This is a genomic window from Idiomarina sp. (assembly GCF_019431395.1).
Classification (GTDB): Bacteria; Pseudomonadota; Gammaproteobacteria; order Enterobacterales; family Alteromonadaceae; genus Idiomarina.
The window spans coordinates 1,009,188-1,021,666 of sequence record NZ_CP080268.1 but is presented as its reverse complement, the minus strand read 5'-3'; the positions used below and the strand labels follow the sequence as shown (position 1 = coordinate 1,021,666).

The window sequence follows — 12,479 nt, the reverse complement described above, 5'->3', positions numbered from 1 at the left end:
TTACACGGACGTTTTGTTTAATTACTGTAAAAGGATAGCCACTGTGCATCATATTATTTTAGCAATATCTAACCCATTCACCAGTGCCGGAATGGCCTCTATTCTTGAAGATGGCCTTAGCCATAGCATCGAAACTGTTACCTCCATGATGCAACTACGTACTGCATGTCACAAACACGATGACGCCATCGTTGTGCTGTGCAGTCAACTCGGTAAGGATTCGACGGTAGAGGTTTGGCGGCGGTTAGTACGCCGTTTTAAGGAGCTTCGTTTAATTGTGTGGGGCAAAACTTACCAGGATGTACTGGATTTTCAGTGTAGCGTTCCGCATGTGGATGGCTATTTGCTGGAATCAAGCACCGGCCAGGAACTAAAAGAAGCCGTATTAGCGATAAAACATGGCGGTGTTTATGTTGCTGCTCCGGTTGCCTGTTATCTGGCGAAAAATCCGCACTTGGATCGCTCGACGCCCATGGTTGATAAGCTCAGTGAACGGGAATTACAAGTCGCGCAGATGATTAGTCGTGGCGTTAAAGTGTCAGAGATCGCTGATCATCTTAATATCAGCAGTAAAACCATTAATACCTTCCGCTACCGAATCTTCTCTAAACTCGGCGTGCAAGGTGATGTACAATTGACCCATCTTGCCATTAGTAATGGCCTTGTCGAGGTCAAGCAACAAAGGGATTATGACGCACGCATTTGACGCTGAAAACTTCCTTCGTCACCTGACTCATCAGCCAGGCGTTTATCGCATGTATGATGAGGCAGGTGACGTTATTTATGTAGGCAAAGCCAAAGATCTAAAAAAGCGCGTTTCTAGTTACTTCCGTGACAAAGTTGATCGCGTCAAAACGCAAGTTCTGGTGAAGCAAATTTGCGATATGGACGTCACGGTAACTAACACCGAAGCCGAAGCGCTAATCCTCGAAAACACCTTCATTAAAAAATATCGCCCGCGTTATAACGTGCTGTTACGCGATGATAAGTCGTACCCTTATATTATCATGACCGATCATCAGCATCCGCGGCTGGGCTTTCACCGCGGCGCGCGCCGCACTAAAGGTGAGTATTTCGGACCATTCCCCAATGGCGCAGCGGTACGCGAGAGTCTGCGCCTGATGCAAAAGATTTTTCCGGTGCGTCAGTGTGAGGACTCATACTATAGAGCGCGCAGCAGGCCATGTTTGCAATATCAGTTGCAACGTTGCCTGGCGCCCTGTGTGAATGTGTGCACCGATGAAGAATATGACGAGCAAGTACGCTTTGCTAAACGCTTTCTACAGGGCAAAAATCAGCAGGTAATTGACGAGCTGGTGAGCAAAATGGAGCAGGCGAGCGAGGCGCTGGATTTTGAAAGGGCAGCGCGTTATCGAGATCAGATTGCGATGTTGCGACGTACCCAGGAACGCAACTCAGTTACTGGCTCTCAGCAAGAGCTCGATGTTATCGGCCTGGCGCGGGGCAACGGCATGGTCACGGTTCAAATGCTGTTTATTCGTGATAACCACTTACAGGGCAGTCGCAGCTACTTCCCGAAAGTGCCGGCAGATACCTCAGATGAAGAAGTACTGCGTGCGTTCTTACTGCAATTTTATCTATCTGATACAGCGGGTCGCAAAGCGCCGGCCGAAATCGTCCTGCCGACCGCAGTTGAGCGTGACGAAGTACTGGCTGAGGTTATGGGACAAGCGCTGAATAAAAAAGTACGTTTATTGCAAAACGTACGCGGCGAACGTAAACAATACCAACAGCTAGCACACAAAAATGCCGTAAATGCGTTGGAAAGCAAGTTAAACCAACAAAGCACCATGAACCGCCGTACCCACGCATTGCAGCAAGTGCTGGAGCTGGGTATACCGATTCAACGTATGGAGTGTTTCGATATCAGCCATACCATGGGTCAGCAGACTGTCGCATCCTGTGTGGTATTCGACCAGAATGGCCCCAAGAAATCCGATTACCGGCGCTATAATATCGACGGTATTACCCCAGGCGACGATTATGCGGCCATGTCTAAAGCGTTGGCCAAGCGCTACGATAATGCTAAAGACGCCGGGAATATTCCGGACATCCTGTTTATCGACGGGGGGAAAGGGCAGCTGGCACAGGCAGAAAAATATTTTGCGGACTGGGGTAAAGATGCCCCCATGCTAATCGGTGTGGCCAAAGGAGAGTCGCGCAAGCCGGGTTTAGAAACGCTGATTATGGCCGGCAGCCACGAGACCATACCGCTGAGTAAGGACGCAAGTGCGTTGCACTTAATTCAGCATATACGCGATGAGTCACATCGTTTTGCCATTACCGGCCACCGCCAAAAGCGTGGTAAAGTTAAGCGCACTTCAAGCCTGGAGCAGATCGAAGGCATCGGCGCTAAGCGTCGGCAAAAGATTTTGCAAAATCTGGGTGGATTACACGAGGTGAAAAACGCTAGTATTGAACAAATCGCCAATGTACCGGGAATCAGTCGGGCGTTAGCAGAAAAGATCTATTATTCATTTAGAGATGAGTGATACAGCCTAAAAGGAAATGGCGGATAATGAAGTGGAATATCCCGAACATTTTAACCAGTTTTAGAATTGTCCTGATCCCGGTCTTCTTGATCATCTTTTACTTGCCGTTTGAAGAAGCGCGCTTCTGGTCAGCGTTTATCTTTTTGCTGGCTGCGGTAACCGATGCACTGGACGGTTTTGTAGCACGTCAATTTAACCAATACACCGAGTTTGGCGAGTTTTTAGACCCCGTTGCCGATAAAGCCATGGTGGTAGCCGCGCTAGTCGTTGTCGTGGAAGATTTTAATGCCTGGTATATTACCATCCCGGCTTTGACCATGATTTGTCGTGAATTAATTGTCAGTGCGTTGCGCGAGTGGATGGCACAACGGGGCAGTCGCGGCAAAGTGGCCGTATCCAATTTGGGTAAATTAAAAACAATTGCGCAAATGGTGGCGTTGATCGGGTTGCTTTGGAACGCAAATATTTATATCTTTTGGCTTGCGCTGTTCTTATTCATCGTTTCGTTTGTGTTAACGGTGTGGTCAATGTGGGAATATTTACGCTCAGCCGGCAGTGAATTGACTAAGAATTAACTGCTTTGTCGTAAATTTAGCCAAACAGTCACAAAAATAGCAAAAAGTCGTTGACTGAAACCGAATAGACAGTAGAATGCCACGGCAGATGACGGTGCGGGAATAGCTCAGCTGGTAGAGCACAACCTTGCCAAGGTTGGGGTCGCGAGTTCGAATCTCGTTTCCCGCTCCAAACATCGGCGGGTTGGCAGAATGGCTATGCAGCGGATTGCAAATCCGTGGATCTCGGTTCGACTCCGGGACCCGCCTCCATTATTCGAGAACACTTCTATGTAGTGCCCGGGTGGTGGAATTGGTAGACACAAGGGATTTAAAATCCCTCGCTGGTAACAGCGTGCCGGTTCAAGTCCGGCCCCGGGCACCAATTCCGAATCAGTAGCTTGCGCTTTCAGCGCAAGAGTAAGCTCCGATTATTTCAAAATCAATGGCTTGCGTCCTGACGCAAGTAAAACCTACTACCATGGGACCTTCCGAAGCAAAATATCTTTAAACATCACCCAGTCGCCCAGCAAGCTGTAAAAAGGGTGGGTGAAGGTTGCTGGACGGTTATGTTCAAAAAAGTAGTGGCCGACCCAGGCAAATCCATAGCCCGCCACCGGCATGAGCCAGAGGTAAACATAGTTGCCGCTGAACAAGGCATAAAACAGAATCGCGAGAACCACTAAACTGCCGGCAAAGTGTAAGCGGCGGCAGATTTTGTTTTTATGCTCTTGCAAGTAATAAGGGTAAAACTCCTTAAAACTATTAAATGATTTTTTATCGGCTACGCTACCCATTTTAGCCCCTCATCAACACAGTTTATTCGTTAGCCTAGCAATTTAGTCAATAAGAAGACACATAAATTGCTGAGTCCTGAATTATTATCGATAACTCGCAGAAGATGAGGCAGCATGATTCAAATAAATACGCCTCCGAATTTACTGGTTCGATTCAAATTTTTAACTGCGCTGATCTTTTGATGATTCCATAACAACCATTGTGGTGATGGCATTGACATGCGGGCACTCACCCAGCACGTTGGAGTGTATGCGTTGAAAATGTTTGAGGTCAGTTGCCTCAACGCGCAACAGATATTCATGGGTCCCCGTTACGTTGTGACACTCAACGACTTCGGGTACATCCGCAACGTGTTGCTCAAACGCTAACTGCGAGCTTCTGCGGTGATCACTTAAGCCAATGGTGACGAATGCGACAAAGCCGATTTGGAGCTGCTCAGGGTCTAAAATTGCGCGATAGCCTTTGATAACACGCTTGCGTTCAAGTTCTTGTACTCGTCGAAATGTTGCCGACGGCGATAATCCAATACGCTCTGAAAGTTTGATATTGGAAATTCGTCCGTCGCTTTTCAGCTCTTGCAATATCTTTTCGTCAAATTTATCCATAAAAGAATATCGTTTCTTAATTTACGCAATTACTGGCAATAAAAGCATAAAATTTCATAGCATTCCAGTTATTCTATGCGTCATATTTTACTGACAAAGGTTGCTGTCATGGATCAGTCATTAGTGGCGCTTGCGCTGTTCGCTTTTGTTTCTACCTTTACACCGGGCCCCAATAACATGATGCTGATGGCGTCGGGGGCCAACGTAGGCTTTAGACGGACTATCCCCCATATGTTGGGCGTCATCTTTGGCTTTGGCCTTATGATTTTTTTAGTGGGACTGGGTTTAGCCGAGGTTTTTAAGACCTTGCCCAGGGTCCATGATGTGCTGCGCGTAATTTGTGGCGTGTTTCTCGTTTACATTGCATTAAAAATTGCGCGTAGCCGTCCGAAGGTGGAGAACGCCTCGTATCAGCCGATGACGTTCTCGGCCGCTGTTTTGTTTCAATGGGTAAACCCAAAAGGTTGGACCATGGCTTTATCGGCGGTGAGTCTGTATAACCCGACAGCAAGTTTATTTGGACTGACGTTGGTCACACTGGCGTTTGTATTCGTCAATATGCCTTCCGCCTCAATTTGGGCATACGCAGGCAAAAAAATCAGTCGAGTATTAAAACAGGAATTGCACATGCGGCTTTTTAACTGGAGTATGGCATTGATCTTGGTAGGCTCTACTTTGCCGATGCTGGTTTAAAGTTCTGCGGCCTTCAGTGGTAATATATAGAGATACTTTACGGCATGAAATTGCTTATTTTGCTGCAGGCCCATCTCTGGAGATGCTCGAAAAAAATTAATGATTTCTCGGAAACAATAGAGAAAGCCCCGCTGGCGATTAAACCGTACGCAGTTAAAGCGCCAATGTCCGCCCCTGGCACAAACCCGCCTAAATACAAAAGGAACCCTATGCCGCATAAACCGATAAACTTCGAAGAAAAACTGAGCCAGTTTAACGAACAATGGTCGCCGAAAGTGATTGCCGAGATGAACGATTATCAGTTTAAAGTGGTTAAGCTGCAGGGTGATTTTGTTTGGCATGACCATAAGGACACCGATGAAACGTTTATTGTGCTGGCGGGGCGGTTGCGCATCGATTTCAGAGATGGTTATGTCGAGCTGTGCGAGGGTGAAATGTATGTCGTGCCGAAGGGGGTTGAACATAAGCCGTATGCGAAGGAAGAAGCCCAGGTGCTGCTGATTGAACCCCGGGGTGTGGTCAATACCGGTGATGAAAATGACAGCAAGACGGCGGAGAATGACGTTTGGATTTGATGTAGGGTATAGTAATCAATCGATTCATTAAAACGAGACGCTCACTGAGTGTTTGCTTTTAAGTCTCTGCAAAGGTTAACGATGGAGCTAACAATTAAAAAAATAATCCCATTTTTAAGTCTGGCGCTGTCCTTATCGGTAAGCACTTTGCAAGCTCAGGAAAGCGTGTTTGATGCCACTCCCAAAATGTTACGAAATGGTGAGGTTAGTACAATACTGGCTGAGTTTTCTGAGCAACCGCAAACGCTGGCTCAGATTTATGTGAATATGGGACGTCCGGATAAAGCTCACGATTTGATGGAGCGTTTTTCAAGCGCAAGTTATTGTGACGTTGAGCCCGAATTTGAAAAAGTGTCGGGCAAAGCACTGGCTGAAGAATTGTTGGCTGATCAACGCATTTTGATGATCAACGAAAACCATTTTAACCCCGCAGCGCGAACTCTCGCGCTAAACTGGCTACCATGGCTCAAGGCGCGGGGAATTACTCACGTTGGTTTTGAAGCTTTTGAACCCGATGCACAACCAACGGAAGCTTTCTACATTCAAGAACCTATGATGTCGAACCTGTTTCAAGAGGCGACGAGGCTTGGTTTAAACGTGTTTGGCTATGAGGCAGAGACACCGGCTCCAAAAGGTGCAGGTTTTGTGGAACGCTTTGAATTTCGTGATAAACAGCAAGCGGAAAACATTGTCACCCGCATTGATGATGCGCCAGCAGATGCCAGGTTTCTGATCTTTGCAGGATGGGGGTATATCGCAGAGGCGCCATTAACCGGTCCTAACCTAGAGCCTTACCGTGTTATGAGGGATTTTCTTAATAACCGTTATGGCTATGAGACTTTGAGCATTGATACCACAGCCTGCTCGTTTGAGGGGAGGAACAAAGACCCTCTGGCTACCTATGCGTACCGGCATGATGACAATATCATCAATGTGGGATCGGTGCAGAATGTCGATATTCAACTGCGTCTTCCTATGGCTCCTGCCGATGACCCCAGTTACTTTCGTCAATTATTGGGCGAACCGTATTTACCAAACATCGATAAATGGCCTGAAAATGCGAGTGTCATTTTACAGGCTTACCATACTGAGACGGGGTTTCCTGCCGATCGGGTGTTGTCCGAAGCAGGACAAAAGTTACCGTTGTATCTTAAAAGCGGCAGTTACCACGTCACACTGCACGATCTTGACGGAAACTTGCTGTGGGACAAACGCATTAATTTAAGGAAGAAATAACGTCATATATAGCGGACTGTACTGTTTTTTTTGATGATTTAACTGGGCAATCTGCCCAACTGATTGCTGGCACTTCGAACGAGAGCAAAAATGTTAATAGCCGAGGCCAGGAGGTGGTTGTCATGCACCAGCGATATCAGGCAGCTTGAGCAGAGCATTTATACGTTTTTTATCTTTTGCTTATCCGTAGCAAGCTGATATAGCTAATAAGAGGTAAGTTTAGACAACCTAAGGATTGGACAATGTCAGAACTTTTTACAGATATGCTTCGTATCGTTGCGCCCATCGCACTTATTGGCAGTGTTGTCCTGGCCAATCGGCTTATTGGGCTTAAATACCCTCTGGGAGCGCTCTCTTGCATTGCTGTATTTTGTCTTTTTTATTTCGGAATAGAGCTTATTAGTTCATATGCCAACGACAAAGAAAGCACGTCGGGGCCGTTAGACAGTATTTTTGACGTGGCTGTGCCGGTGTTATTGGCTGTTATTACACTATGGGCTGATGTGATTGCATCCAAATTGTTTCCGGGGCGGCAAAGGGTTATGCAGACCAGGCGAATATTCGATAACCGAACTGGGCGTTAGACAACTGGCCATTTTTGTCGCTCACTCATACGGACGCTGGTTGCAGGTTGTTTAATTCATTTGCAACACACCACAAACTTCGGGCATAGTATGAATTGCATATACAGACGTTAAAAAGGCTCTTAAACATCCTATGAAACAAGCTCTTATTGCAGCTACACTGTCGTTTTTTATTGTTAGCTGTGCATCGACCGAAGAAGCAACGATCCCCGCTAACCAGTTTCTAAACTTGACCGCAGAAGAAGACGCTGATGAAGTCGAACAATATTGGCAGGTCAAAAATCGTGCTGCGCCGATGTATCCGCCTGAAGCAGCAAGAAATCGCGTTAACGGCTGCGTCGATTTGATTTTTGGTATTGGTTCGGATGGTACAGTTGAAGGCTATCGAATTGAATCTTCATACCCGAAGGGTGTGTTTGACGATTATGCCGCTGCGGCCTTGATGAAGTGGACTTATGAAGCGGCACCGGAAAACAGCGAACGCATACCGGTATTAACCCATGTTCAGCTTAACTTTACTGTAGAAGACAGTGGACCGGACCCTAAATATGACACCAACTGCAAAGACGAAGAGAACTCCTGATACTCACGTTAAAATAACGGGGAACTAGCTGCTACCGGTCTAACTCACTGGCCTCTGCCTGCGTTGGCAGAGGCTCCCCCTCATCATCCCGTAGCTGATAATCGAAGGCGGCTTGCAGGCCGGTTTCTTGCTCGGGCACTTGCGTATCGTCTTCGATATGGACTGGGTAAAACGGCGATAACAAGCTGGCAAAAATACCGATGGTTGCAAATATCGAAAAACTTGCAGCGTAGCCAAATTCACTCACTAGAAAACCGATAACCGGCGAACCTATTGACTGACCAAGAGCACAGGCCACGAAGGGTAAGACCGGTCCCAATGACAGCCGCCCGGGTAGTAACCGAATGCCCGTCATTAAGTAAAGGCCGGTCAAACTCATATAGGCTAAGCCAAACACTAACGCCGAAAACACGGCAAGATAAATTTGATCGGGACTAGCAGCTAGTAGCGTCAGGCTGGTGGTTAACATCATCAACATCAATGCATGTGTAATTGCCGGGTTATTGCGATCTGCGATGTCGCTGATAATCGCGCCGCCTAAACCAGCTACACCGACGGCCAACCATAGCCAGCCACTTTGTCCCGGCGCTAACGCGCCTAATTGGGTGACTAGATCCGGACCAAACGTCCAGTATGCGGCGGCCACAAATCCCATCGCAAAAGCAAAAACAAATAGTTTGAACAGGCGCACTGCTCGTTGTGCCGTAATTTTTCCCGGCGGTGCGGCATTAGATGGGGTGACTCGAGAAACTGACGGGATTAGAAACCAGGCTAGAAAAACACCAACAATGGCTAATAACGCGAATGCAAACGCCAGGAATTCATAAAGAACAATACGGCTGGGCCTGACAGGGCGACACCAATACTGGTGCCGGCATTCATTACCGAGCTAACGCGGCCATGAATCGAGCGATCAACAAGTGCCTGCATGGCTGAGGTTAACGCCGGCATCATTAGACCGGTCGAGATACCGCAGGCGAGGGCGCCTAAGCCAAGTGAAATAGGGCCAATGGCCTGACTGATTAGAACCAACCCAAAGGCCGCAAAAGCAGCGGATAACACCGTGGTATTGCGTGCGCCAAAGTATTTAGTAATTAGCGGTGCAACAAGACTTACGATGACAAAGCTGATGAGCGGCAGCGCCGCGATAATACCAATAAGGTTTGCACTAAGTCCCAACGCATCCCGAATCTGCGGCACGAACAAACCAAAGGCAAAACGCGCCAAGCCAAAACTGATAGCAATCAGTATGGCACCGACGGTGGCAAAGCGCATGCCTGATATCTGGGTCATTGATGGCCCTCTACGGCTTTTTCCGCCACTGACCATCAACTTTAATGAAATGACCGGATGCGCTGCGTTCGATAGCGCGTTTGCCTGCCAGTAATTCAACATCGGCAACGGCAATATCGTTTTCTTCGGCTATGCGAGTATATTCCTGACGACGTGCCTCATTAATTCTTTCGGCGATCTGTTGTGCGGTCGCGGTTTGTTCAACAACGCCCAGATAACCATTTGGCTGCTCGCCTACCCAGCCGTTTGCTTTGGCTTGTTGTAATTGGTCCATGGCCTGCTGCAAGGTCATTTGCTGCGCATGGCTGGCTGTAGATATAGTGACGCTTGATAACGTAAGTAGGGCGATAAATGTGCTGACTAAGAACTTTTTCATAAGACAATCCTTTGTTAATTAAAACAGACCGCTGGATTCAGAAATCACATCGTCGAGCGCTCTGTCGACTTTGACGTAAATTTCATGCTCGATTTTAACGTTAAGGTTAATGGTGATTGGCTCTTTTGGAGCGGCAACCTGAACCGTTGGTGTGCAAGCAGATAATAGCAGAAATGCTGTAAATGCCATACTGATAGGCGCTAGATATTTCATATCATCCCCTGATGTTGCGGTGCATGTTAATTAACACGCTGTTGTATTCGCTGACGAATGACGTCACTTACACTATTACTTAACTGTAGCCCCTGGATTAGAGCGGGCAAGTCCTCTTGCAAGGTAATATTCAGTTTAACGGTACGTCCATTTTCGACTGCCGGGTTGTAACCGGTTAATTCTAACCCCAGCGTCAGGTCGCCATTCTCATCGTAATCAATAACACTGGCAAGCTCTTGATAATAGAAGTTTTCTAACACGCTGGCGAGTGTTTGCAAGCTGGGATTGCCGCCGACCGCTGACCGCAGTGCGGAGGAGTCGACCTGTAACTTGCCACCGGGCGCTACCGCATTTACATAGCCACGCTCAACCGTTAATTGTTCTGAGTTCCAGCGTAGCGGAATAGTTCCGGACACCTCGCCATCAATAGCGATTTTATCAGTTGGATATTGGCGCATCAGTTCCCCGAGATTTAACCGCTCAAACACAATGGGTATAGGTAAATCCTGGCTCAATTGATAGGACTGATTGGGTAGGGTGATGTTGCCACCAAAGGCTCTAATACGGTGCTGCTGGAGCGTTACCTGACTTCCTGCAATGTCACCTAACGGAATTTGTGCCGTAAAATTGGCGCCCATAGGGCCGACACTAAAACCTTGCTGAATACTGCCTAACTCTAGCGATGCTTGCGTTAATGATAAGTTAGCAGGCGTCAGGCTAAAATTCGCATCAATATCCAGGTCTGCAATGGCTAGCGTGTCGTATATCCCGTCCACATCCTTGATGGTTAGCTTCCCATCCGTCACTCCCCAATCCGATGTTTTAAGATCCGCGTGCATAACCGCCTGAGTCTGGATATTGCCGTTAGATAAAGTCAGTAGCGGTGCAAACTGGCTGAGAATAGGTTTTAACCGGCGTTGCGTAGAACTTGCGGCCAGGCTTTCAACGTTGGTTGAAATGGTCGATGACAGCTGCAAATTTTCATCAATTTGGGTGTTGTGACTAACTGAAATACCATCACCAAAGACAATGTCGCCGTCGATAGTGGCGTGCCGATCGTTATAACTAACTCGCTGACTTAAGACCGGGTCGTAAATGTTGTTAAAATCGGCAAAAAGCCTTTTATTTACGTTAATATCGCTAATATTAAGCGAAAAATCGATACTGGAACTTAGTGGCTTGCTGGTGTCGATAATAGCATTGAAGTTGCCTATATCTGCATCAAAAGATAACATTTTGGTTGTTAAATGTGACGAAAATGCATTATTAAGTTTTAGCTCGGCTTTACCTCCGCCAAAGCCTATATCAGCGTTAAAATAGCCTTCTGTTGTTGTGATTTTAGGCTGTTTTTCACTGAATTGTGGCAATTGAACCCGATCATAACGAATGTCTGTGTTGGGAAACTCCGTTGCTAAAAACTGACCGGCTTGTTGGCGTATGCTACCGTTTAGTTTTACGCTCAACTTATCAATATCATCGCTATTCTTGCCTGCGTTAACATTGACGACCAAAGGCCAACGGGTTTTCTGCAGAGCCTTGCTCGGCATTAATATATCTACTGCCAGGCGATCAGAGCTTTGCAGTTGCCAGTCGATGTCGCCGAGCTCCATGGGAATGTCCTTGGTTGGGGTAAGCAGCCCGGATAAGTCGAGTCGATAATGGTTCAGCATGCCGCTATCGACTGCAAATGTTGCACTGCCGAGTACTGTTGCCGCTAATTTCGGGTGTTTAATTGCCAGTTGTTCGTCTAGTTGTATCTTTGTATCGGCATTGACTTGTCGTAACAGCGCCAGCGGATCAGAAACCGGGGTTGTTGCGGGTAGCCTACCGTTAACCAAAGCAAGTACAGGCAAGCTTTGAGTGATATACCCTCGGCTCCAGCGGTTAACATGCTCTGTGGTTAGCAAAGCCCTGGCGTTTACATCGAAACCGCCTATAGCTGCATCGTAGTTGAACTGGGCATTAATGATGGCGTGTGAAAGCGTTGCGCGAATGCGTTGGGCATGTCGCGATACCTCAAGCGTGGCGTTAGCAGGGCGTTTAAGTGATACCGTGATTACAGGCTCCTCACGCGTATCAATGCGTAAACCACCGACAATTTGTTCAACGCTGTCGATGTTTTTAACCGTTACCTCAAGTTGATTAATGACTATCTGTGTGGGTAGCCAGGAGGGTAGTTTGTAATTGACTACATCGCTAATGGTCAACTCATGCGTATCGGACGTGTTACTCGGTGTGGTGTCTTGTTGATAGGTCAATTGCAACTCATCGATAACGAGTTGCTCGGCACTAATTTGGCCGACCTTAATGTGCCAGTCAGTTACGCCACTATTGGCGAGCCATTTATCAGCAAAGGTTGGCGCCAACCACAGAGCAAACAGTATAAACATCGACAGCGTCAGTAACGCGCTGCCGAATGCGACTAGCGGACGCCAAAGGTGACGCCAGCGGTACAT

The 12,479-nt window shown here is 47.4% G+C and carries 15 protein-coding genes and 3 tRNA genes; 11 read left to right on the top strand and 7 right to left on the bottom strand.

Features of this window, described 5'->3' with window-relative positions:
- Positions 1 to 43 precede the first annotated feature (43 nt).
- From KZ771_RS05055 to KZ771_RS05030, 6 genes are all read left to right on the top strand, one after another.
- The gene (locus KZ771_RS05055) at positions 44 to 706 is read left to right on the top strand and encodes a LuxR C-terminal-related transcriptional regulator (RefSeq protein WP_133538313.1); all 663 of its coding nucleotides are present in this window, start codon (positions 44 to 46) and stop codon (positions 704 to 706) included.
- A complete protein-coding gene (gene uvrC / locus KZ771_RS05050) occupies positions 690 to 2,513 on the top strand; it encodes an excinuclease ABC subunit UvrC (RefSeq protein ID WP_290654564.1) in 1,824 nt (607 codons plus the stop codon). The genes KZ771_RS05055 and uvrC overlap by 17 nt, the downstream gene beginning before the upstream one ends.
- Before the next feature lie 26 nt (positions 2,514 to 2,539).
- On the top strand, positions 2,540 to 3,088 hold the full coding sequence (pgsA, locus tag KZ771_RS05045) for a CDP-diacylglycerol--glycerol-3-phosphate 3-phosphatidyltransferase (RefSeq protein ID WP_133538315.1): 549 nt from the start codon (positions 2,540 to 2,542) through the stop codon (positions 3,086 to 3,088).
- Positions 3,089 to 3,184: 96 nt separating this feature from the next.
- Positions 3,185 to 3,260 (top strand) — tRNA-Gly (locus tag KZ771_RS05040).
- A 6-nt stretch (positions 3,261 to 3,266) separates the two neighbouring features.
- A tRNA-Cys gene (locus tag KZ771_RS05035) sits at positions 3,267 to 3,340 on the top strand.
- Positions 3,341 to 3,365: 25 nt separating this feature from the next.
- Positions 3,366 to 3,452: transfer RNA gene (locus tag KZ771_RS05030), tRNA-Leu, on the top strand.
- A gap of 91 nt (positions 3,453 to 3,543) precedes the next feature.
- Here the strand turns inward: KZ771_RS05030 and KZ771_RS05025 are convergent.
- Together KZ771_RS05025 and KZ771_RS05020 are read right to left on the bottom strand one after the other, a co-directional pair.
- Positions 3,544 to 3,864 carry a DUF962 domain-containing protein gene (locus KZ771_RS05025; RefSeq protein WP_133538316.1) on the bottom strand — a complete coding sequence of 107 codons (321 nt, stop codon included), beginning with the start codon at positions 3,862 to 3,864 and terminating at the stop codon, positions 3,544 to 3,546.
- Positions 3,865 to 4,026: 162 nt separating this feature from the next.
- Positions 4,027 to 4,470, bottom strand: a complete 444-nt coding sequence (locus KZ771_RS05020) for an Lrp/AsnC family transcriptional regulator (RefSeq protein WP_290654563.1) — start codon at positions 4,468 to 4,470, stop codon at positions 4,027 to 4,029.
- 108 nt (positions 4,471 to 4,578) lie between these two features.
- Here KZ771_RS05020 and KZ771_RS05015 point away from each other — a divergent pair, with 108 nt between their 5' ends.
- The 5 genes from KZ771_RS05015 to KZ771_RS04995 all read left to right on the top strand — a co-directional run bounded on the left by KZ771_RS05015 (position 4,579) and on the right by KZ771_RS04995 (position 8,141).
- Positions 4,579 to 5,163: a LysE family translocator gene (locus KZ771_RS05015; RefSeq protein ID WP_290654562.1), complete on the top strand. Its 585-nt coding sequence runs from the start codon at positions 4,579 to 4,581 to the stop codon at positions 5,161 to 5,163.
- Between the two features lie 209 nt (positions 5,164 to 5,372).
- Positions 5,373 to 5,738, top strand: coding sequence for a cupin domain-containing protein (locus KZ771_RS05010; protein WP_290654812.1), 366 nt, complete (start codon positions 5,373 to 5,375; stop codon positions 5,736 to 5,738).
- 48 nt (positions 5,739 to 5,786) lie between these two features.
- On the top strand, positions 5,787 to 6,974 hold the full coding sequence (locus KZ771_RS05005; protein WP_290654561.1) for a hypothetical protein: 1,188 nt from the start codon (positions 5,787 to 5,789) through the stop codon (positions 6,972 to 6,974).
- A 242-nt stretch (positions 6,975 to 7,216) separates the two neighbouring features.
- Positions 7,217 to 7,558 carry a hypothetical protein gene (locus tag KZ771_RS05000; RefSeq protein WP_133538323.1) on the top strand — a complete coding sequence of 114 codons (342 nt, stop codon included), beginning with the start codon at positions 7,217 to 7,219 and terminating at the stop codon, positions 7,556 to 7,558.
- A gap of 133 nt (positions 7,559 to 7,691) precedes the next feature.
- On the top strand, positions 7,692 to 8,141 hold the full coding sequence (locus KZ771_RS04995) for an energy transducer TonB (RefSeq protein WP_290569888.1): 450 nt from the start codon (positions 7,692 to 7,694) through the stop codon (positions 8,139 to 8,141).
- Between the two features lie 31 nt (positions 8,142 to 8,172).
- On the opposite strand, the gene KZ771_RS04990 is transcribed toward KZ771_RS04995, so the two are convergent.
- Genes KZ771_RS04990 through KZ771_RS04970 form a run of 5 tightly spaced genes read right to left on the bottom strand, consistent with a single transcriptional unit; the run spans position 8,173 to position 12,479 of the window.
- Positions 8,173 to 8,901, bottom strand: coding sequence for a hypothetical protein (locus KZ771_RS04990; RefSeq protein WP_290654811.1), 729 nt, complete (start codon positions 8,899 to 8,901; stop codon positions 8,173 to 8,175).
- 32 nt (positions 8,902 to 8,933) lie between these two features.
- Positions 8,934 to 9,434, bottom strand: a complete 501-nt coding sequence (locus KZ771_RS04985; protein ID WP_290654560.1) for an MFS transporter — start codon at positions 9,432 to 9,434, stop codon at positions 8,934 to 8,936.
- A gap of 10 nt (positions 9,435 to 9,444) precedes the next feature.
- Positions 9,445 to 9,810 (bottom strand): YdbL family protein, encoded by a 366-nt coding sequence (locus tag KZ771_RS04980; protein WP_133538326.1) that lies wholly within the window; start codon positions 9,808 to 9,810, stop codon positions 9,445 to 9,447.
- A gap of 18 nt (positions 9,811 to 9,828) precedes the next feature.
- On the bottom strand, positions 9,829 to 10,023 hold the full coding sequence (locus KZ771_RS04975) for a YnbE family lipoprotein (RefSeq protein WP_290569885.1): 195 nt from the start codon (positions 10,021 to 10,023) through the stop codon (positions 9,829 to 9,831).
- Positions 10,024 to 10,049: 26 nt separating this feature from the next.
- The gene (locus KZ771_RS04970) at positions 10,050 to 12,479 is read right to left on the bottom strand and encodes a YdbH domain-containing protein (protein ID WP_290654559.1); all 2,430 of its coding nucleotides are present in this window, start codon (positions 12,477 to 12,479) and stop codon (positions 10,050 to 10,052) included.

Bases quoted from the DNA above. Each gene is read 5' to 3' on its own strand.
- uvrC (WP_290654564.1), top strand. From the start codon at position 690: ATGACGCACGCATTTGACGCTGAAAACTTCCTTCGTCACCTGACTCAT.
- pgsA (WP_133538315.1), top strand. From the start codon at position 2,540: ATGAAGTGGAATATCCCGAACATTTTAACCAGTTTTAGAATTGTCCTG.
- KZ771_RS05025 (WP_133538316.1), bottom strand. From the start codon at position 3,864: ATGGGTAGCGTAGCCGATAAAAAATCATTTAATAGTTTTAAGGAGTTT.
- KZ771_RS05020 (WP_290654563.1), bottom strand. From the start codon at position 4,470: ATGGATAAATTTGACGAAAAGATATTGCAAGAGCTGAAAAGCGACGGA.
- KZ771_RS05015 (WP_290654562.1), top strand. From the start codon at position 4,579: ATGGATCAGTCATTAGTGGCGCTTGCGCTGTTCGCTTTTGTTTCTACC.
- KZ771_RS05010 (WP_290654812.1), top strand. From the start codon at position 5,373: ATGCCGCATAAACCGATAAACTTCGAAGAAAAACTGAGCCAGTTTAAC.
- KZ771_RS05000 (WP_133538323.1), top strand. From the start codon at position 7,217: ATGTCAGAACTTTTTACAGATATGCTTCGTATCGTTGCGCCCATCGCA.
- KZ771_RS04995 (WP_290569888.1), top strand. From the start codon at position 7,692: ATGAAACAAGCTCTTATTGCAGCTACACTGTCGTTTTTTATTGTTAGC.
- KZ771_RS04985 (WP_290654560.1), bottom strand. From the start codon at position 9,434: ATGACCCAGATATCAGGCATGCGCTTTGCCACCGTCGGTGCCATACTG.
- KZ771_RS04980 (WP_133538326.1), bottom strand. From the start codon at position 9,810: ATGAAAAAGTTCTTAGTCAGCACATTTATCGCCCTACTTACGTTATCA.
- KZ771_RS04975 (WP_290569885.1), bottom strand. From the start codon at position 10,023: ATGAAATATCTAGCGCCTATCAGTATGGCATTTACAGCATTTCTGCTA.
- KZ771_RS04970 (WP_290654559.1), bottom strand. From the start codon at position 12,479: ATGTACCGCTGGCGTCACCTTTGGCGTCCGCTAGTCGCATTCGGCAGC.